This window comes from Flammeovirga aprica JL-4, from assembly GCF_012844305.1.
Lineage (GTDB): Bacteria > Bacteroidota > Bacteroidia > Cytophagales > Flammeovirgaceae > Flammeovirga > Flammeovirga aprica.
On the sequence record NZ_JABANE010000057.1, the window covers coordinates 1 to 21,079 of the forward strand.

General features: G+C 36.2%; 15 protein-coding genes. 5 read left to right on the plus strand and 10 right to left on the minus strand.

The window, feature by feature from the left end; genetic code table 11:
- Positions 1 to 633, minus strand: a 633-nt coding sequence (locus HHU12_RS19425) for an ISAon1 family transposase (RefSeq protein WP_205959934.1), incomplete at its 3' end; no start/stop codon positions are given.
- A complete protein-coding gene (locus HHU12_RS19430; protein WP_169658402.1) occupies positions 620 to 967 on the minus strand; it encodes an ISAon1 family transposase N-terminal region protein in 348 nt (115 codons plus the stop codon). The genes HHU12_RS19430 and HHU12_RS19425, both read right to left, overlap by 14 nt.
- Before the next feature lie 1,040 nt (positions 968 to 2,007).
- Between HHU12_RS19430 and ctlX the strand changes: the two genes are divergently transcribed.
- Entirely contained in the window at positions 2,008 to 2,943 is a 936-nt protein-coding gene (ctlX, locus tag HHU12_RS19435) for a citrulline utilization hydrolase CtlX (RefSeq protein WP_169658403.1), read from the plus strand.
- Here the strand turns inward: ctlX and HHU12_RS19440 are convergent.
- From HHU12_RS19440 to HHU12_RS19470, 7 genes are all read right to left on the minus strand, one after another.
- Positions 2,917 to 4,209 carry a hypothetical protein gene (locus HHU12_RS19440; RefSeq protein ID WP_169658404.1) on the minus strand — a complete coding sequence of 431 codons (1,293 nt, stop codon included), beginning with the start codon at positions 4,207 to 4,209 and terminating at the stop codon, positions 2,917 to 2,919. The two genes, ctlX and HHU12_RS19440, sit on opposite strands and share 27 nt — an antisense overlap.
- Before the next feature lie 57 nt (positions 4,210 to 4,266).
- Positions 4,267 to 5,226 carry a methylenetetrahydrofolate reductase [NAD(P)H] gene (gene metF / locus HHU12_RS19445; RefSeq protein WP_169658405.1) on the minus strand — a complete coding sequence of 320 codons (960 nt, stop codon included), beginning with the start codon at positions 5,224 to 5,226 and terminating at the stop codon, positions 4,267 to 4,269.
- 305 nt (positions 5,227 to 5,531) lie between these two features.
- Positions 5,532 to 6,233, minus strand: coding sequence for a hypothetical protein (locus tag HHU12_RS19450; RefSeq protein ID WP_044205277.1), 702 nt, complete (start codon positions 6,231 to 6,233; stop codon positions 5,532 to 5,534).
- 9 nt (positions 6,234 to 6,242) lie between these two features.
- Complete coding sequence (locus tag HHU12_RS19455; RefSeq protein WP_169658406.1) at positions 6,243 to 7,259, minus strand: transaldolase family protein; 1,017 nt, start codon at positions 7,257 to 7,259, stop codon at positions 6,243 to 6,245.
- A 55-nt stretch (positions 7,260 to 7,314) separates the two neighbouring features.
- A complete protein-coding gene (gene kdsA / locus HHU12_RS19460) occupies positions 7,315 to 8,145 on the minus strand; it encodes a 3-deoxy-8-phosphooctulonate synthase (RefSeq protein ID WP_044205283.1) in 831 nt (276 codons plus the stop codon).
- Positions 8,146 to 8,311: 166 nt separating this feature from the next.
- Positions 8,312 to 9,067, minus strand: a complete 756-nt coding sequence (gene kdsB, locus HHU12_RS19465) for a 3-deoxy-manno-octulosonate cytidylyltransferase (protein WP_169658407.1) — start codon at positions 9,065 to 9,067, stop codon at positions 8,312 to 8,314.
- A 140-nt stretch (positions 9,068 to 9,207) separates the two neighbouring features.
- Positions 9,208 to 12,834, minus strand: a complete 3,627-nt coding sequence (locus HHU12_RS19470; RefSeq protein WP_169658408.1) for a S8 family serine peptidase — start codon at positions 12,832 to 12,834, stop codon at positions 9,208 to 9,210.
- 186 nt (positions 12,835 to 13,020) lie between these two features.
- On the opposite strand from HHU12_RS19470, the gene HHU12_RS19475 reads away from it, so the two are divergent.
- From HHU12_RS19475 to HHU12_RS19485, 3 genes are all read left to right on the plus strand, one after another.
- Positions 13,021 to 14,784 (plus strand): AMP-dependent synthetase/ligase, encoded by a 1,764-nt coding sequence (locus HHU12_RS19475; RefSeq protein ID WP_169658409.1) that lies wholly within the window; start codon positions 13,021 to 13,023, stop codon positions 14,782 to 14,784.
- Between the two features lie 207 nt (positions 14,785 to 14,991).
- Entirely contained in the window at positions 14,992 to 16,374 is a 1,383-nt protein-coding gene (locus tag HHU12_RS19480) for a 3' terminal RNA ribose 2'-O-methyltransferase Hen1 (RefSeq protein ID WP_169658410.1), read from the plus strand.
- On the plus strand, positions 16,364 to 18,937 hold the full coding sequence (locus HHU12_RS19485) for a polynucleotide kinase-phosphatase (RefSeq protein WP_169658411.1): 2,574 nt from the start codon (positions 16,364 to 16,366) through the stop codon (positions 18,935 to 18,937). Before HHU12_RS19480 ends, HHU12_RS19485 begins: the two co-directional genes overlap by 11 nt.
- 71 nt (positions 18,938 to 19,008) lie before the next feature.
- Here HHU12_RS19485 and HHU12_RS19490 read toward each other — a convergent pair whose 3' ends face one another.
- Positions 19,009 to 19,677 (minus strand): PD-(D/E)XK nuclease-like domain-containing protein, encoded by a 669-nt coding sequence (locus HHU12_RS19490; protein WP_169658412.1) that lies wholly within the window; start codon positions 19,675 to 19,677, stop codon positions 19,009 to 19,011.
- A 266-nt stretch (positions 19,678 to 19,943) separates the two neighbouring features.
- Here HHU12_RS19490 and HHU12_RS19495 point away from each other — a divergent pair, with 266 nt between their 5' ends.
- The gene (locus HHU12_RS19495) at positions 19,944 to 21,011 is read left to right on the plus strand and encodes a hypothetical protein (protein WP_062617250.1); all 1,068 of its coding nucleotides are present in this window, start codon (positions 19,944 to 19,946) and stop codon (positions 21,009 to 21,011) included.
- The last annotated feature ends 68 nt before the right edge of the window (positions 21,012 to 21,079 follow it).

Consider the following 21,079-nt stretch of genomic DNA (forward strand, 5'->3'; position numbering starts at 1 on the left):
TTTTGTCCATTTAGAGATAGGTTTGAATAATGCATATCTACTTCTTGCTAATAGTTGCGGTAAAGTATCGCCGTTAGGAAGTATTTCAGGTACATATTTCTCCTCTTTTTCACGGCTTTCTTTTATTTTCTCATTCTCTGCCTCCAAAGTTTCCCATCTAACCTTGATTCGTTGTTCCTGTACAGCCTCAGAAGCTAGCTGTTGCACATGAAAACGGTCAATTACGATATCTGCTTTACCAAAACATTTACTCGCAATAAGGTTCATATTATTAGCCATGTCTAATGTTATTTCCTCTACCTTATCACGCTGATCTTTGGGGATTTGTCTTAAAACTTTTATTACATCTTCAGACTTTACTCCTTCAATTAAAGCGATTAAACTACCCTGTTTGCCACCTGCAAGTTTATTCGTTACAATTGTGTATAATTCTCCATTGGACAAAGAGGTCTCATCAATACCAATCGATTTTGAAATATTTTCAGGAAAGACAAGGTTGTTGTCATCTGAGTGTTCTTTTACCCATTCACCAAACTCACTCAAATGTTTTTTATAACTTCGAAGAAAGTTCGAGCTTTTAACTCCATAGAAAGTAGAAAGACGTTGACTGCTTATTGCTTCAGTATCGAGCAAGTTCTTTTAAAAAAGACGCGTATTCCTCAGACATACGTGTTCCTTTTGCTACTAACTTCCAATCCCTTGATAATTTTAAATGAGCATCTTTTTCTGCCCATCTACGACGTTTTACTATCAACTTTACTTTTTTACCACGAATAGGAAAATCTTCAATTGTCTTAGGGTCATGGAATCCTCTTTTTTGGAGTTCCAAATGAGAATATTCAACAGGAGGAATATCTTTTTCTTTTAGATAAATTTGAAGTTCTGCTGAACTGTTGGTATAGTCTTCAATTTCGAAGAAATCTAGCATCCCTTCAGGGAAAAACAAGGCTAATAAATCGTCATTCATAAGAATACAAAGGTAGCAACATTATGGTCTTTGCCCAACTTTTGGTGCTGACCCGAAGAATTCCCTTGAAATCTCAAAAAGTAGAATAACAAAAAAGAGGTTGCCACTGAATGACAACCTCTCCCACAAAGTATGAAATGAAATGAATTATTACTTATATTTTTAACTCTTTATTAGAGTATTATTTCTTTATTCTAGTAATTCAAAAGTTATTTCCTTTTGATTACATAACAAAGGTGCATGATTATTTTCTTTTGTCAAAATTAAAAAGCTCAAAATTTAATAAGTGTAAATAATGATTTTAAATATTATTAATTTTGTATTTGTTACGCTTAATTCATTTATAGGTATTAAGTGTAAGTTGATCCTTATATATAATAATGCATCTTTTGAAAAATGAAGGGTTTTGTTTGTAAAGTGTTACTGCGTACACTTAAAAATTTATGACGGATTTAAAAATTGTTAAAGATGATTTTTTGATGATTATCATTACCTTTTCGCTCTTTTTTTTATAAAAAATCTTACTTATCAATAAAAATCAGAAAAAAGTTATAACAAAAAAGAGGTTGCCACTGAATGACAACCTCTCCCACAAAGTATGAAATGAAATGAATTATTACTTATATTTTTAACTCTTAATCGAGTATTTTTTCTTTTTCAATGTAATCTTAAAGCTTATTTCCTTTTGATTACATAACAAAGGTGCATGATTATTTTCTTTTGTCAAAGCATATTTACATAAAATTTACTGTTGCGAAAATTCGCAAATACTTTATTAAATTTTGTACTGAGAACACTTATTTATGTATTGTACTGAGGTTTTTAATTATGACATAGATCATATTTGGACTTTGTCTTGAATCACTGATAATAATGTAGTTAAGTGTTAATATATACACTTCTTAAAATTTTTTTTCAAAAAACCGAAAAAAAAAGGGAATTTTTCATTTTTAAGGTATTAAATCAGATTTTTGAGTAGTATTGCCACTGAATTTTTTCATTTATCATTACACATACTCGTTTTTAACCTATAAATACAAATGAATAATTCCTCTCAACATATATTGATGGTCAGACCTGCGTCTTTTGGCTTTAATGAAGACACTGCTGCAGATAATGAATTTCAAGAAACAAATTTCGATCTCTCTAATACTGAGTATATAGAAAGTGCATTGAAGGAGTTTGATCATTATGTGGCCACACTAAGGGCCAATAATATTGATGTCACCGTGATTGATGACACACCTGAACCTAGAAAACCTGATAGTCAATTTCCTAATAATTGGTTTACAACTCATCGTGACGGAAATATCTTTTTATACCCAATGCGTCCTATAAATAGGAGGTTAGAAAGAAGATCAGATATTATTGACATGATGGAAATGTGTTTTCATGTTTCTAAAGTGACAGATTTATCGATCTATGAAGAACAGAATAAATTTCTGGAGGGTACTGGAAGTATTATTTTCGATAGAGTTCATAAAATAGCGTATGCTTGTGTTTCAGGAAGAACAGATCAGGAACTTTTTGAGAAACACGCTGAAACATTAGGATATGAACCTGTAGTTTTTACTTCCTTAGATGAAAATGATGTGCCTATCTATCATACCAATGTGATGCTGTCCATAGCGACAGATTTTGTGGTGATCTGTGGTGCCTCCGTAAAAAATGCTGAGGAAAAGGCTTTGCTTTGGGAGAAATTTAAGTCAACAGGGAAAGAAATAATAGACGTCAGCTTCTCACAATTAAGAGATTTCACTTGTAACGTGCTGGAAGTGACTGATTTGAATGGGAACAAGAAAATTACAATGTCTTCCAGAGCTTTTCATTCTTTTACTCCAGAGCAGATTGAAGTGATGGAAAAATATGTAGATATCATTCATTCGCCTATAGATACCATTGAAAATGTTTGTGGTGGAGGTACGAGGTGTATGATGGCAGAGATTTATTTAGATGAGAACATCCACATTTCCTAATCTCTTCTTGAAGTAAGCTTCAAGCTGAATGATCAAGATATAATATAAAAATACGCTTGCCCCAATTTTGTATCTGCTCAAGGATCCCAAATTGGGGCTTGCTATTGCTAAAAATGCTATGGTGCAGAGTGAATACGCTAATAATAATCCGATCATCAATAAATTAGATCTTGAGATTTTCGTCTTTTCTGTAATAAGGAGATAGAAATTCATCAGTATCAGCAGTAATACAAGAAGGTTTTCTGAACTTATGATCACATCAAAAAGGTGTCTTGAAGTGAGATAATTAGGGTAGAGAAGTGGAGTGAACATAGCTTCTGGGATAGACAGAAGAATACCTTCCCAAGTATTGCTCATTTTTTCTAAATGAATAGCATGAGGATCTTGTTCGTATAAACTTAGCTTCTGGTAATTATCAAAAATAGTTTGTGGAAATCGATTCAGATTGAAATGGTATTCAAAATTGATCATAAATATTCCTCCAATAATGATCAATGAGAATAGTATCAGTATATACTTTTTGCTGAAACTTATATTTTTCTTATTCAGATACATGAAAAAAAGCAGGGGGACAAAGAAGATTAAATACCCTCCGAAGTAATAAAACTTCAATTGTAACAGGCTGTAAAGGGAAAATAGAAGTGCTAGAATAGGAGTCAATTTAATATTTCGAGATATTAAATCGATTGATAAACCTAAGCTGAAATATAAAAAGGGGAGCGCTAATGCTTCTTTAATGACGCCGCTGCTCCAGAAAATGATTGTGGGAAAACACAAGTTGGCTATTAAAAAGCTAAAGGCAGTGGAGGGGTAGAGTTGCTTAACTCTTTTCAGTAAAAACCAGAAGCCACAAAAACTGAAAAATGACATGTATAGTGACATTATCCAGTAATTTCCGAAACAAATAAGGCTTAAAATACTTCCAAGAATAGTGAAATAGACAGTGGAACTATTACTGAACATCAATTGAGACTTGATTTCAGATGGGTAGTAATAAGGTTTTGAAAATACAAAATCTAGATAGCCTGTAAAGTTAGTTTTCGCAATTTCAGCTAATTTTACCGAATCAGCATGCAACATAAAAGTATCACCTCCTTTGAAATAAGTGGAATAAAGGTATCCAAGTAATAGACCCATTATTAGTTTGACCAATAGTGCACGGTCATGAATCAGAGGATACAATGAAGCGTTTTTTCTTCGGTGTAAAAAAATACCGATGATCAAAAGGAGGATGCTGAAAATACTCATAAAAAAATGCTGCAACATTTGAATTGTCTTCAAAATATTGCAGCAATATAATTACTTCAAACGAATAATCTAATCCTAGAAGATAGCCTCAGCGATATCTTTTACAGAAGTAGATCTACCCATAGAATAGAAATGCATACCTGGAACGCCGTATTCAATCAGTTCTTTTGACTGTTTGATACCCCATTCGATACCCAATTCCTTGATCTCTTTATTATTCTTACACTTTTTAGCTTCAGTCAATAATTCCTCAGGGAAATCTAACTTAAAGATACTCGGTAACAGTGTCAATTGCTTTTGAGTAGTCAAAGGCTTGATTCCTGGAAGGATAGGTACTGTAATACCCGCTGCACGACATCTATCTACAAAATCAAAGTACTTTTGATTATCAAAGAACATTTGAGTTACGATGTAATCAGCACCTAATTCTACTTTCTTTTTTAAGAAGTCAATGTCAGAAGCCATATTAGAAGCATCCATGTGCTTTTCAGGGTAACCTGCTACACCAATGCTGAAACCTCCTTTAAATCCTGCTTGATCAGCATATTTAAACTCACCTTCGTTCATTTTAGTGACATGTTCCACCAACTCAGAAGCATAAGCATATCCTTCAGGATGCGGAGTGAAAGAAGCTTCACCTTTAGCAGCATCCCCTCTTAATGCTAATATATTTTCAATTCCTAAGAAATTTAATTCAATAAGAATGTTTTCAGTTTCTTCTTTAGAAAAACCACCGCAAATGATATGAGGAACAGTATCTACTTTGTATTTGTGCATAATGGCAGCGCAAACGGCAACTGTACCTGGTCTATGGCGTTGGATTGATTTTTCAAATAAGCCGTTTGATAATTCTTTATAAACGTACTCCTCTCTGTGATAGGTAACATCCACAAATGCAGGATTAAACTCCATTAGCGGGTCAATAGCATCAAATAATGATTGAATACTCTTACCTCTTACTGGGGGAAGTAGTTCAAAAGAAAATAATGTCTTTTTATCCTCGGCTGCTTGATTAAGACGATCTATAACTTTCAAAGGCTGTAATATTTAGTTTGTTCGAAACATAAGTACTTGATTACAATCGCTCAAATACATAAAACGCGAATGCAAAGTTATTTTCATCTGTAAGCTTTACCAAAAAGAAAGTGATAAATTTTCTTTTTTTTGATGACTTTTTTATAAAATCTTCAATAATAACGTGGAATGCCTATGAAAATGAAAGCTTTTTGGGGTATGAAGAGTGAGAATCTCTTTGTAGAGTTCATTTTAATTGTAAAAAAACAATCCCTACTCTTCTTTAGAAAAATAGGGATTGAATAAAAAGCTCTTATAAGTCAGCTTTAAAGAGGATTGTTTTCTATGAATTCACTGCCTTCATTCTTGAAGAATTTGGTAGGAATTTCATTTCTCAGTTTGATGTATTTCGCATAGTCGCCTTCAAAATCAACTCTCTTATCGATAGTCTCATCAAAACGATCCAATAAGCATAATACAACTTCTGATACTTCTCTAACTGCATTGCTGTTACCTGCATTGCCAGTAATGTAATCCGCATAGCCATGCATACGGCAGTACTCTGTGAAAAGCGGGCTTCCTTGTCTTCCGACCATAAAACGGGCACCTACTTCTCTCGCCAAAGAAATATCAAGGATATCATCAAAAGTAAAAAGGATCTCTTCTGCTTTTACGCCAGACATACTGTCTACTAATGGAAGTACTTTTACTTTATCTTTGACTAAGTAACAAACAGCATCAAAATGTTCTCTTTTGGCCCATTTAAATGCAGCTTCATTAAATTCTCCTGTTACAACTGCTGTGAAAGGGATTTCACCGTGCTCTAAGAAGTAGCCAAAGCGAAGCATATTTACACCCATAGAGTCCACTTCACTAAATGGACTAGGCATAGCACCACCTTTTACGCCACCATTAAAAACACCATCCCAGTCAAAGATTAATCCTTTGACTTTTTTCAATTGCTCTAAAAGAGAAGAGGAGGCGGTTACAAACACGCCTCCTCCTTCTTCGAATAATTCTTCTCTCATGGTTAGAGATTAGTATTTTACAACGTCTTGAACGTCTAATAAACCAATAGCTTTACCGTCAAGTGTTACTACTAGTTCGTCAACTTGCTTCTCTTTGATTAAGTTAGATGCAGCGAATAATAATTCGTGAGCATCGATAGAGATAGGAGCATTTAATCCTAAATCGCCAACTTTGATGCTTGAAACATCACCACCTTTTTCAGATACTAAACGACGTAAGTCACCATCAGTGAAAATACCGATAGCAGCACCGTTAGCGTCTACTACAGTAGCAGCACCAGTTTTGTTGTTTGTCATTACTACTAATGCCTCAGCGATTGTAGCGTCAGCAGTGATAGTAGGGTTGATGTCAGATAAAGCATCACCTACACGTACAGTCATTAAACGAGTATCGTTGATGAACTGATCAGTACCGATTTTTGTGAAGTGGTTCTCAGTTAATTGAGACATGATCTTCCAAGGTACAGTAATAGTGTGAACTCCGATGTCTACAGCGTCACGTACGTGTTGGATAGTACGAACTGAAGAGAACATGATTTTAGTATTGTAACCGTAGTAGTTTACAGCTTCAACACAATCTTTAACTAATGATAAAGCATCATGACCTTGGTCTTGTAAACGACCAACTAGAGGACAAACATAAGTTGCTCCAGCTTGCATAGCCATATACGCTTGTTGTAAAGTGTATACAAGGTGAACGTTCACTTTGAAACCTTCTTTTACAAGCATGCTACAAGCTTTAAGACCTACTTTAGATACAGGAATTTTGTAAACAGTAGTTTCACGGTCTAAACCTAACGCCTCTTGACGTTTTGCTTCAGCAACGATTTCTTCTGCAGTGTCACCTAATGCTTCGATTTGAAGAACAGGAACAATTTTCGACAACTCAACGATAGTACCGTCGATATCAGTGATACCGTGACGAGCCATGAACGTAGGAGTTGTAGTTAAACCAGTCATGAACGGAAGTTGTTCAAAAGACGATTTGATCTCATTGATCTCCGCAGAATCTAAATATAATTCCATACTAGTAAGTATATATTTTGTTTTTTTAAATCGGAAAAAATGTTGAAATAAGTTACTAGCGGTAGCTTACTTCGATATTGTGTAATTCAATTAGAGGTTTCATGAACTCTTCTAATTGATTTACATCTAATTGACTTGCCGCGTCACAAAGAGCTTCGTTAGGGCAAGGGTGAGTTTCGATAAATAAACCATCGATACCAGCTGCTACACCAGCTCTAGCCAATGTGCTTAAGTATTGACGAGCTCCACCTGTTGGATCCGCAGAAGGGATACCGTACTTACGGATAGAGTGTGTTACATCAAATACTACAGGGTATCCAGTTTGTCTCATTTCATAGAATGAACGAGGGTCAACAATCAAGTCATTGTAACCAAAAGAATAACCTCTTTCCGTTAAAATGATATTTTTGTTGCCTGTAGATTCTACTTTTTGAGCAGGCTTGATCATGTTTTCAGGAGCTAAAAACTGACCGTGTTTGATATTTACAACTTTACCTGTTTCAGCAGAAGCAACCACAAGGTCAGTTTGCATACATAAGTAAGCTGGAATTTGAAGAATATCTAAAACCTCAGCAGCAGGTTTTACTTGGTCTGGATAATGAATATCTGATACAAGAGAGAAACCAAACTCATCTTTTACCTTTTGAAGGATTCTTAAACCTTCATCAATACCAGGACCTCTGTAGTAATCTACTGAAGATCTGTTATCTTTCTGGAAAGATGCTTTGTAGATCATCGGAATGTTCAAACGTTCCGTAACCTCTTTTAATTTCTCTGCGGTTTTCATCATGATACTCTCGTCCTCAATAACACAAGGACCAGAAATCAGGAATAACTCGTCGGCTCCACAGTTGATATCGCCAACTTTTACAATGTTTTTACTCATCTGTATATATTGCTTTTGTATTGGGTGTTGCCCTAACTTAACGGACTAATCTCCAACGATGCGCAATTTAATTTATTTTTAAATTAATGCCCAATGATAAACGTTAGCTATTTGTAAATTTTAAGCACTTACCCCAAAATAGTTACAAATAGATATACCTTGTTACCTATGCTAACTTTTGCATGATTTGTCTTACACGCTCCAAATCTTCCTTAGTATCAACAGGAATGCTATCATGCTCTGTTATACCGACCTTGATTTTGTAACCGTGCTCCACCCATCTTAGCTGTTCCAACGATTCTAATTTCTCTAAGTTTGTAGGCTCAAGAGAAGAGAACTTTGCTAATGCTTCTTTGGTATAGGCGTAAAGACCGATATGCTTATAAAAAGTGGTATGCTGCATCCACTCTTTAGGGTCTACACCTCTTACGGTAGGAATTACCGCTCTACTGAAATATAATGCGTCTTTGTTGTGATCGAATGTCACGAAAACTTCACTGTTGTTGATCAGGTCTTCTGCATGAACTACTGGTAAAACTAGCGTTGCGAATTCAGTAGTATCATCAAAACTTTCCATTAACTCTGTAAGCTGAACAGGTTCAAGAAGTGGTTCGTCACCCTGAATGTTCACTACTGCATCAAAGTCTTTGCCTGTTTGCTGGTTTACGATTTCCAATGCTTCCAAACACCTTGAAGTACCATTGGAATGATCAACTGAAGTCATAACTACGTTTCCTCCAAAAGATTCAACTGCTTCAACAATACGAACATCGTCAGTGGCAATATAAACATCGCTCATTGTTGCGGTTGCACGTTCGTATACGTGTTGAATCATAGGTTTTCCACAAATATCAGCAAGTGGTTTACCTTCCAATCTGGATGATCCGTAGCGAGCAGGAATAATTCCTAAAAACTTACGCATATTTAAATTATTGATTCTTATTCGATTAGAGACTGAAGTTGTGGAAAATCCGCCCTTCAGCTCATAGTGGCTACAAATGTACTATTTTTGTTTTTGTTGACACCAAAATATTAAGAAATGATAAATTAAAAGTTTTCTTCCTATTGAATGGAAACCTGCCATGTATGACTTCCATACTTTGAAGAGGCTTTCAAAATACAATTCTGGTTTTGAAGTGCTTTTGGAAGATAGATGGTATAATTAGACCCTGTGATGATGTACGGTATTTTATCCAATAGTAAGCGTCCGTCTGTTGTATAGAGATCAAATGTAATCATTCCTAAATTTCTAGGTAGAGCCAAATAAATCACGCCGTCATTCACCGGGTTTGGATACAGTTTACCTTCTTCCAATGTAGAGACCACTGAACTTAGAGGGTTGTCACGTTTTACCTCAATTTCTTTTGAAATAATATAAGTGCACCCCGCTTTGTTGGTTGCGTAAAGCCTTAGTTGAGCCATACCTTCGGTTGTGAAAGTAGGGGTAATAGAAACGTCATTGTGTTCACCAATCCGTATTCCATCCAATTCCCATGACCATGTAGCGGCATTTTGATTTTCGTCAAAAGTAGCCGTAATGTTTCCATCTATATAAGAAACACTGTCTGAAATAGTATAGTCATTGAACGTAGAATCAATAATAATTTGGGTATGTACGGTGTCTACTATTCCAATATTTCTTTCTGCACATGTAATCCAGAAAGAAGTATCACTTTGGAGGTCATATAATACGAGGGAGTTGCCGGTGTGTGCCAGCTGTGTCAGCAGTCTATCTTTATAGAAATTATAAGAATCACAACCTTCGGGTTGAATAATGATACTGCTGTTGTAACAAGAGTAAATTGTTGGATCTACTTTCAGAGTAGGAATAGCTTCTCCTTGTAGTTGTACCGTATCTCCATAATATACATATCTACCTTGTGACTGTACATAATAATAATTGATAGAATCGATCAGAAGATCAAACTCTCTACCGATACCTTTAAAGACTTTACTGCCATTGACCTCTTTATAGAGTGCAAAAGAGTCAAAATTATCTGTTCTTACATTCACTATTTCACCTTCACGGGCCGTTAAATACCCGATTTGTGGAGCTGGTCCTTTCAGCCAGTACTGAGCATAAGGCAGAATGTTTTCGGTATGTTCATGTATTTGCTCAAGATCATCTCCTGCACTGATTAAGAAGCCTACTCTTGCTGTTTCATCGGCCTTTAAGTTAGGTATGCTTAAACTGATTACACTCGATGTATTTGTGCCTGTTCCTTCTTCACCCACTTGTGTTGTGCCAATTCCAGAAGAAACCGCTTTTATTTTATCTTCATCAGAAAAGCCATCCGTAATATTAATATCACTATTACTGCTGTCTGTATTATCAATTGCTTGTATATTGATTTCTCCTTCATTTAATAACGTAACTGCAGCATATTTTTTCCCATTGACATGCTTTACAAAGATCATTCTTCTGTCTGAGTCATAATCGACAATAGAACTGTCAGGAGGCAATGAATCTAATGCAGTAGAGGTGGTGTATTCCATAATCCAATCCATGAAGAGCCCTGCATATAAAGTATCGATTGTTGCATTAGATACATTTTTGATGGCTAGTTCTGTGAAGATATCGCTATTGACATTAGATGCACGCCCTGAATAATAGGTCTGATCTACCTCAAAGGAAATAGGTCTGCCTGATTTTGAATCAATGTATTTCATGTTGTAAGCCAACACAGGGTAAAGGCTGTCCGTTGAATATTCCCTTAGATAATTGGGGAATGTGACGCCTTGGAAGTCAGTACTTCTAGTATTGTTGTCAATATCAGTATAAACAGCATCAGAAACGTTGTCTTTTGTAGCTAATATCACACCTGCTTGCCTTGTAAGGTGATAGTTTGAATAAAATTCAACATTCCCACTAGCATTCGGGCCATAAAAATTGAGTCCATGTTCTTTACCTATTGTTCCATCAGGGCGGAAAGTACCTGAAATTCTATTGAAATTAATGATTTGCTCAAGAGAAATATTCATATGGGTATTCTGCCAGTCCTTATGAACGTAATTGGAATTGATGTCTTCGAAATTGATTCTGAAATAAACATTTTCCTGCAAATTAGCCGATTCACTGATTTTAAATAAGAAAGGAGTAAATCGATTGGAAATCACCTGTCCTTCGCTCATCTGACCAATAAAAGTGGTGTCAGTGATTGGTGTATAACTATCGCTGTAAGAAGTCAGGACTGCTTTGAGGTCACCTGAGTTGCCATTCAGCATATTTCTGAAATCAAACCAAATGGCTAAAGTATCTCCCTGTGCTATAGTAATATCTCTTGTGAGGTAATGACCATACTGTATGTTTTCTGCCTGTACTATGTGTAAACTGTCTTTGTGGGTTAATGCCCTATGAGCATCAGCAAGGCCGTAACCATATACGTATTTGTCTTTGGCATTGTCCCCAATAGAGATATAAGAAGTGTCGGCACTGAAACGGAGAAGCTGACTTACTTGCTTAGCTGTAAGCTCTGGATATTCTGCCCTGACTAATGCCGCAATACCTGCTACAGTAGGAGAGGCGTAAGATGTACCGCTAGTATGTTTGTAACCGTTATTTGCTGTGGTGGATAAAGAATTGTCTGTGGCAGACATTGTAATATTATAGCTCTTGGTGAAATCCTGATTGTTTTTATCTCTATCCACTGCGCTTATGGACATAACATTGTCATAAGATGCCGGGTAGTAGTTAGTGAGTACTTGATTGTGATTTAAATTTCCAGAAGCGGCAATAAAAAGCACATCATATTCGGGATCTTCCGTATAATGATTGATCACATCCTGATAAGCATTTGATATGAAATTCACACCACCCCATGACATATTAATAATATTAGCACCATTTTCAGCTAAATAAACCAAGCTGCTAAGACTGCTTCGGACAGCAAAAATCATTTTACTATTAAAGCCCATTCCTGCAATGCCAACTTCGTTATCCGGTGTAGCAGCGGCAGTTCCGGCTACCTCAGTACCATGATTTGAACTTGTCTGTAGATCATTACTGTTATTTGCAAAGTTGTAACCATAGATATCATCTATATAACCATTACCATCATCGTCTATACCGGGGTTTCCGTTTAATTCTGCCTCATTGACTTTCATATTTCCAATGAGGTCTTCATGATTGATTTCAAAACCACTGTCATGTATACCAATCACTACTTCATTACTTCCTTTAGTGATTGCCCATGCCTGTTTTAAGTTGTGATTGAAGACATTATATTGTGATGTAAGACTCGGATCATTTGGTGTATATTCATCAACACTCTGCAGGTCCTGCACGTAAGTGTCTACTTCCGCATATTCTACCAAAGGGTGTTTTTGAAGCTCTTCTAAAGCGTGTTGTATGTTGGCAGAGTTGTTAAGGTGAATTTCCAGAATATCAGGTCTTTCTTTCTGAAAAATCTGATAGAAGGTGAAAGTATTTTTAGCTGATGGAATGATATGAGCGTACCTGACAGGGGCTAACATAGTAGCAGGATAATCTCTGTCTGCTAGGAAAGCGGTAGACCAAGGTTGAAGTATTTCAGTATCAGTACTTTTAAGTTTAGCATAAATCACAATATTACTATTTTCTTGGGCAAAACTTTCAATATTGAAGAGCACAAGAAGAACAGCAATGAATAATGCAGTATGTTTATAAATAGACAATCCTTTCATGGGTAATAATGATCTATGAAAAGTCATTGAAAGACAACTTTTTAAAACTGCCTTTATTTAAATCTCGGTAAAATTAGGACAAATATATTATTATCGATAGTTTTAAGATAACACAAAATCCAATAACAAGAAAGAATGCTACAGAACAAAGTCAACGGAACAAGCTTTTAACGTTCTGGAAGGCATCAAACATTACTTTACAACCAATAAATTATGACAACACCTAAACGAACATTTGATTTTCTGTATTTACAAAAAGAGCACTTTCCGAAGGAGGATTGTGTAGCTTACAAAAAAAACGGACAGTGGAAAAAGTTTTCTACTGATGAAGTCGTAGAAATCGTTAACAATCTCAGTGTAGGGTTTCTTGAGTCGGGCTTAAAAAGTGGTGATAAAGTTGCAATCATCTCAGCCAACAGGCCAGAATGGAATTTTATAGATTTAGCCTGTCAGCAAGTCGGTATTATTTCAGTGCCAATCTATCCGACGATCACTGTAGATGATTACAGCTACATTTTTGAGAATTCGGACTCGAAATTTGTTTTTGTAGGAGATGAGGATCTGTTTCAAAAATCAACTGAAGCGGCAGAGAAAGCGACTAACATTGAGAAGATCTTCACATTTGATAGAATTGAAAATGCTCCACATTGGACGGAAGTGGAAAAACTTGGTAAAGGCAAAGAAAGAACTGAGGTAGAGAAGATGATGGCAAGTATTAAAGAAGATGATTTGATGACCATCATTTATACATCAGGAACTACAGGAAGACCTAAAGGTGTGATGCTTTCTCATAAAAATGTCGTATCCAATGCAATTGCGGTGTCATCGGTTTGCCCCATCGAAAAAGGAAAATCAAAAGCTTTGAGTTTTCTGCCGTTATGTCACATTTATGAAAGAACAGGCTTCCATTATTTCCTTCAGTACGGTGTTTCTATTTATTATGCCGAAAGTATGGAAACGATCGCTGCTAATCTACAAGAAGTGAAACCCGATGTATTCAATACGGTACCGCGTTTATTGGAGAAAATCTATGATAAAATTATAGCGAAAGGTTTAGAAGCAAGCGGACCGAAACGTGCTATTTTCTTTTGGGCCCTCAACTTAGGCCTCCGCTATGAACCAAGAAAAGATCAAGGCTTTATTTATGATAAACAGCTGGAATTGGCTAATAAATTGGTTTTCTCAAAATGGAGAGAAGCTTTGGGTGGTAATGTGAAAGCAATTAATGTGGGAGCAGCCGCACTTCAGCCTCGTTTAGCTAGAGTTTTCTGGTCGGCAGGAATAAAACTTTGTGAAGGGTACGGGTTGACGGAAACATCTCCAGTGATTGCTGTGAATAGAGCAGAGGAGATTGATATGATGGTGGGTACAGTTGGGCCACTAATTGAAGGTGTGGAAGTAAAAATTGCTGATGATGGGGAGATTCTCGCTAAAGGCCCTAATGTAATGATGGGATATTATAAAAACCCAGAGAAAACAGCAGAAGTTTTGCAAGATGGATGGTTCCATACGGGTGATATTGGTGAGTTGGTAGAAGGGAAGTTTCTTAAAATTACAGACCGTAAAAAGGAAATGTTCAAAACATCAGGAGGGAAATATGTAGCACCTCAATTAATTGAAAATAAAATCAAGGAATCTTATTTTATTGAGCAAGCGGCGGTGATAGGAAATAATAGAAAGTTTCCATCAGCACTTGTAGTTCCTAATTTTGATGGACTGAAGGAATGGTGTAATCTCCATCACATTGATTACACTACAGATCACGAAATGATAAAGAATGATCAGGTTCTTGAAAAAATTGAACAGGAAATTGAGAAAGCGAATAAAAACTTTGCTCAATGGGAAAAAGTGAAGAGAATATCACTTGTTGATCATGTTTGGTCGATTGATTCAGGAGAGGTAACACCTACGTTAAAGTTGAAACGGAAGGTGATCAATGAGAAATATGAGAGCATGATTGAGGAAATGTATCAATAATTTTTGAAGAGGCTATGAGATGAAATTCATAGCCTTTTTTATTAGTACTTAAACTTTTTATTCTTTACTTTTATTTACCTGTTTAGAAAAAGCAAACTAAATTTTGTCTGACAATAACAACAAACCAATATTGAATTCTCACAAGAATGAGATATTTCTAGCTTAATCTATAGCAGGAATTAAATTTTTTTGAAACTTAAAAATCAAATGTTACTCAACATCACAACTACGCATCAGCCTGCGTCTGTATTGGGGTTTATGTTGCATAAGCATCCCGATAAACTGCAAACTGTAAAACTGTCCATCGGAAAAGCACATGTATTTTACCCCGAAAGCTCAGAAGAGAAAACAACAGTGTCTTTGTTATTGGATATTGATCCAATAGACATGGTAAGAGGAGGTAGAAACCTGTCAGGAAAAGGGTTCGCATTAGGTCAATATGTGAATGACCGACCCTATGTGGCTTCGTCATTTATGAGCGTAGCCTTATCTAAAGCTTTTTCAACAGCGATGAACGGAAAGTGTAGTCATGATCCCAGTCTTGTAGATGTTGAGATGCCCTTTGAAGTAAGTTTAACTTCATTGCCAGCTCCAAAAGGTGGGGAATTGCTGATTAGAAATATGTTTGAGCCTCTAGGTTATGAGGTGGAATTGGAACGTTATACGTTGGATGAAAAATTCACGGAATGGGGCGATAGTAAATACTTCACATTGAATTTGAAGCATACTTTGAAATTGAAGGATTTGCTTTCCCACCTGTATGTTTTAATTCCAGCATTGGACAATGATAAGCATTATTATGTGAGTCATAATGAAGTTGAAAAACTTTTGGACAAAGGAAAAGAATGGTTGAAAGATCATCCAGAGAAAGAACAGATCACCAAAAGATATCTTTTTAACTTAAGCCATCTTTCAAGAAAAGCCTTAGAGCAACTCCGTGATGAGGATGTCGCAGAAAATGATGTGGAGGAAAATGTGAAGAAGGAAACATTGCATACTCAGCGTTTGAAATTGGTCTTGGAAAAACTTTTAGCTTCCGGGGCTAAAAATGTGATTGATTTAGGTTGTGGAGAAGGAAAACTGATTCGAATGCTGATCAAGGAAAAGCAATTAGAGAAAATTGTCGGTATGGATGTTTCCTATCAAGATTTGACCAAGTGCAAGGAACGTCTGCATTGGGAGGAAATGGCACCTAAGCAAAAAGATCGAATTGACCTTTTTCAAGGAGCATTGACGTACCAAGATGACCGTTTGGCAGGGTTTGATGCGGCTACGATTGTGGAAGTGATTGAACATATGGATGAAAGCCGTCTTCAATCTTTTGAAAGGGTTGTATTCGAATTCGCAAAGCCTAAAACGGTTTTTCTTACTACACCAAATGGTGAGTACAATGTACTTTATGAGAGCATGGAAGAAAATACTATGCGTCATACAGACCATCGTTTTGAATGGACAAGAGCAGAGTTTGAAACGTGGGCGAATAAAGTAGCCGAAACGTACAATTACACCGTTTCATTTTTATCAATCGGAGAAGAAGACAGTATAGTAGGAGCTCCATCACAAATGGCAATTTTTAATCATGGAAATTAAAGTACCTGAATTATCATTAGTACTTCTTATCGGTTCTTCAGGTTCGGGTAAGAGTACATTCGCAGCAAAACATTTTAATCAATACGAAGTCGTATCATCAGATATTTGCAGAGGCATAGTGTCTAATGATGAGAACAGTCAGAAAGCGTCACAGGATGCTTTTGATGTATTGAATTTTATTATAGAAAAAAGGCTGAAGAACGGCCTGCTTACGGTAGTGGATGCCACCAACGTTCAGAAGCAAGCAAGAAAGAATTTATTGAATCTTGCTAAAAAATACCATACGCTTCCTGTTGCCCTTGTTTTAGATATGCCTCAGAAAGTATGTGAGGAAAGAAACAAGGAAAGGGAAGATCGTAATTTTGGCAATCATGTTATTCGAAATCAACAACAGCAACTTCGAAAATCAATCAGAGGTTTGAAGAAGGAAGGTTTCAGAAAGACTTATGTGTTAAAAGGAGAGGAAGAGGTGGAAGCTGTCACTGGAGTGGTAAGAGAAAAACTCTACAATGATAAGAAAGATGTACATGGTCCTTTTGATATCATAGGTGACATTCATGGCTGTTATGATGAAACAATTGAATTATTAGAGAAACTTGGTTATGTGATGAATCAGGTGGAAGATAATGGTTCAAATTATGGTATCGAAGTAACACACCCAGAAGGTAGAAAAGTAATTTTCTTAGGTGATTTAGTGGATAGAGGTCCAAAATCTCCTGAAGTATTGAAGTTGGTGATGAGCATGGTCAGAAGTGAAGTCGCTTTGTGTGTGCCTGGTAATCATGATATCAAATTACAAAAGAAACTGAGTGGTAGAGATGTGCAATTGAAGCATGGGTTGGAAGTGACAATGGAACAGTTGGAAGGTGCTTCTGATGCATTTTTAGAGGATGTAAGAGAGTTTCTTTACAGTCTAGTCAGTCATTATATTTTAGATAATGGAAAATTAGTAGTTGCTCATGCAGGTGTGAAAGAAGAAATGCAGGGAAGAGGATCTGGAGCAGTACGATCATTCTGTCTTTATGGAGAAACTACAGGTGAAATTGATGAATTTGGCTTGCCTGTACGATACAATTGGGCTTCGGAATACAGAGGTAGTGCGAAAGTAGTGTATGGTCATACGCCGGTTCCAGAAGCAGAGTGGTTCAATAAGACTATCGATATTGACACAGGTTGTGTATTTGGAGGGAAATTGACGGCATTATGTTATCCAGAAGAGGAGCTGATTTCCGTAGATGCAGCAAAAGTGTACAGTGAGCCAGTAAAACCTTTGGAAGCAGGAAGTTCATCGGGCATGTCACATCAGCAGGAATATGACGATTTGTTGGTGATTGATGATGTCATTGGAAAGCGAATAGTACAGACAAGGTTGAGAAATAACCTGACCATAAAGGAAGAGAATTCCATTGCTGCACTGGAAGTAATGAGCCGATTTGCGATTAATCCAAAATGGTTGATTTACTTGCCTCCAACAATGTCTCCTTGTGAAACAAGTGATTTACCTAACTATTTAGAACATCCAAAAGAAGCGATCAATTACTTCAAAAAACGTGGAGTAGAGCAGTTGGTTTGTGAAGAAAAGCACATGGGTTCAAGGGTTGTTCTTGTGGTTTGTAAAAATGAAGAAGTTGTACTGAAACGTTTTGGTATTGAAAATGAGGGTATCGGAGTTTGTTATACTAGAACTGGAAGAAACTTTTTCAATGATCAGACTATAGAAAAAGAATTCTTGAGTAGAGTACAAAGTGCCCTAACGAAATCAGGGTTCTGGGAACAATTTGAAACTGATTGGGTTTGTTTAGATGCTGAATTGATGCCTTGGTCTGCTAAAGCACAATCGTTATTGAAAGATCAATATGCTGCGGTAGGTACTTCTGCTCAGAAATCACTGTCGGCTGTAGAGGAGGTATTGCAAAAAACACAAAGCAGAGGAGTGGAAGGCATTGAACAATTATTGTCGAAAGTAACTGATAAAAGAGGGACGGTTGACAAATATATTGATGCCTACAGAAACTACTGTTGGGAAGTGAAATCAATCAGTGATTATAAATTGGCTCCATTCCATATTTTGGCCACAGAAGGTCATGTTCATGTAGATAAAGACCATCAATGGCATATGGAAAAGATTCAATCGATTTGTGAAGCAGATAAGGAAATTTTCAGAATCACACCTTATAAAATTGTGAACACAAAAAGTGAGGAGAGCATTCAAGAAGTTATTGATTGGTGGACAGATTTGACGGCTAAAGGTGGTGAAGGAATGGTGGTGAAATCCTTCGACTTCATTACTCGTGGTAAAGATGGATTGCAACAGCCTGCTATAAAATGTAGAGGAAGTGAATATTTAAGAATTATCTACGGTCCGGAATATGATTTGCCAGAAAATCTTGAACGACTTAAAAATAGAGGCCTTTCAAGAAAACGTTCTTTGGCGTTGAGAGAATTTGCTTTGGGGATTGAAAGCTTAGAGCGTTTTGTACAACAAGAACCATTGAGGCGAGTACATGAAACCGTTTTTGGTGTTTTAGCTTTAGAAAGCGAAGAAGTAGATCCAAGATTGTAAACTTGTTCTCAATAGGTCTAAAATAAAAACCTCTCATCGTAGTTTTTTACGATGAGAGGTTTTTTATTGATTTATTTTCTAAGTGAAAGTGCCGTTTCATGAAGGGTGGCATCATCCGCAATTTTCTTCAGTAACACCTCAGCTTTTTTTCTGCCGTGAACCAAATACTCATCTTCTTTATTCCATTCCAACCTAAAAAGTCTTCCTTTAGAAGTTTTACTCACGCCAATTACACGAGCAATAGGAGCTTGGATTGGAATATTGTAAAATGAAATCTGTCTGTCAAAGTCTTTTTGTAAAACCTGCTTTTCAAACGCCTGACGCATATTTCTAGAAGTAGTTTTAAGGTCCAACACCACTTCACCTTCAATAAAAAGGTCGGGTTTTGCTTTACATTCTAAACCAGTAAGAGGGTCTTTCCAGAAAATACATTTTTCAATTAATACATCGGGGTGCGAAAGCAACTCATTCAAAAGAGGATAATTTCTAGCAGTAGCGGCTATTCTTCCAATTTTATTAGCTTGCGGAGCCGTTAGCTTTTTTTGCATATCCACCCATTTTTCAGGTTCTAAAATTGCGGTGTGTAAATATGTACCTTCTCTTAAAGCTTTTTTAGGTGTAAAAGGAGGTTGATTTAAAAGGTGCATTTGAGCATTTTTCAAATCAGTATTTGCAAGGGCAGGATGTGCTCTGTATTCCGCCTCTGGCATATCTACAATATCGTAAGCAATTTTTGACATATAAATGAGTTTTTTCTGTCTTGCAAAGATGCAGTTAACTCTTGTAACTCACAACTCTTTTCTTTTGGTGAAATCTCAACTTTTGTGATTGAAATTCTTAAAAAGTTATGAATGAGTGCTTGAAAGAAAGTTTTTTGGAGATAGTAATCACAAAACAATAAAATACAGCAAATATATTGGAGTACTTCGTTAAATTTACTCAGAATCCATTTCAAGAATTATCAAAAGAAGGTTGTGCTTTTGGTATCGGTTAGAAGAATGATAATATGGCTTTAATTAGTAAGAAAAAATTACCTTATCCGGTTACAGAACCGTTAGAATATTTTTTAGATCAGTACGATAGGATCTCTCCAGTAAATATCAAGTATGAAGATCTGACGCGTTTTAATAATGCAATTCCACTTTATGACTCACAAGGGGAGGATACTTTGTGGATTACGGTATTTTATCCACAGGATGATATGGAAGAATTGTATAAAACGCTTAAAAAACTTTATGCATCTTTGAGAGCTGATGGTAACCTTACGGTCATGGAACACCTTTTTGTGGATAGGGTAGATATGTGTACTTACGGTAATACCAAGCCATTTAGAGTAAGAATTGTAAACCGAATCAACGATAACTTTGATTACTTCTATATCAAAGTAGCCGATGCTTCAAGGATTTATGGTTTAGAATTAGAAGATATTTTATCACCAAACAAGGTGAGTTATCTTGTGACAGAACAGACGCTAATTGAGGAGCACATTCCGGGTATTCCAGGTGATACGTTTATCAATAGTTATTTAGAAGATGGTCATCAAAATAAAACGCGTTTGACAAAGGAGTTTGTGAAATTTAATGAAAGATGTTTTGTACAGCTTCTAGGTGATATGCACTCTTCAAACTGGGTAGTTTTAATGGTGCCGGATTTTGATGAGATCAACTACAGAATCAGACCTATTGACTTTGACCAGCAGAGTTACGAAGGAAGAAGGAATATTTATATGCCACAATTCTACCGTCAGAACAACGCCATTTTAAAGCTCATGATGGGTAAAATTTCTTGGGAATCTGTAAGACAGTATCAAGCCGAGGAACGTTTTATGATTGCCAGTAGAGTCATGGGTTTCCGTCACAGAGCAAAGGATATTTTAAGAACAATGCGTAAAGATGTGATTGCTCCAAGGGATAATGTGATGTCATTGAGACAAGACCTTTCAGAGCATTACAAGAGCTCAAGATTCTTGAAATGTGAGAATATGGGTGAAATTGTAACTGAATCAATTGAGCACGTATTAAGAAGACAAGACAAGTACAAAGACATGTTTGATTCTTCTCAATATGAACAATAAGCAAACAACGTGAGGGGAACTTTTGCATAAGAAATTACTCCCGACTAATACAATAAAAAAGGAGATCT

Coding starts and splice junctions, on each gene's coding strand:
- HHU12_RS19430 (WP_169658402.1), bottom strand. CDS start 967: ATGAATGACGATTTATTAGCCTTGTTTTTCCCTGAAGGGATGCTAGAT.
- ctlX (WP_169658403.1), top strand. CDS start 2,008: ATGAATAATTCCTCTCAACATATATTGATGGTCAGACCTGCGTCTTTT.
- HHU12_RS19440 (WP_169658404.1), bottom strand. CDS start 4,209: ATGTTGCAGCATTTTTTTATGAGTATTTTCAGCATCCTCCTTTTGATC.
- HHU12_RS19450 (WP_044205277.1), bottom strand. CDS start 6,233: ATGAGAGAAGAATTATTCGAAGAAGGAGGAGGCGTGTTTGTAACCGCC.
- HHU12_RS19455 (WP_169658406.1), bottom strand. CDS start 7,259: ATGGAATTATATTTAGATTCTGCGGAGATCAATGAGATCAAATCGTCT.
- kdsA (WP_044205283.1), bottom strand. CDS start 8,145: ATGAGTAAAAACATTGTAAAAGTTGGCGATATCAACTGTGGAGCCGAC.
- kdsB (WP_169658407.1), bottom strand. CDS start 9,067: ATGCGTAAGTTTTTAGGAATTATTCCTGCTCGCTACGGATCATCCAGA.
- HHU12_RS19470 (WP_169658408.1), bottom strand. CDS start 12,834: ATGACTTTTCATAGATCATTATTACCCATGAAAGGATTGTCTATTTAT.
- HHU12_RS19475 (WP_169658409.1), top strand. CDS start 13,021: ATGACAACACCTAAACGAACATTTGATTTTCTGTATTTACAAAAAGAG.
- HHU12_RS19480 (WP_169658410.1), top strand. CDS start 14,992: ATGTTACTCAACATCACAACTACGCATCAGCCTGCGTCTGTATTGGGG.
- HHU12_RS19485 (WP_169658411.1), top strand. CDS start 16,364: ATGGAAATTAAAGTACCTGAATTATCATTAGTACTTCTTATCGGTTCT.
- HHU12_RS19490 (WP_169658412.1), bottom strand. CDS start 19,677: ATGTCAAAAATTGCTTACGATATTGTAGATATGCCAGAGGCGGAATAC.
- HHU12_RS19495 (WP_062617250.1), top strand. CDS start 19,944: ATGGCTTTAATTAGTAAGAAAAAATTACCTTATCCGGTTACAGAACCG.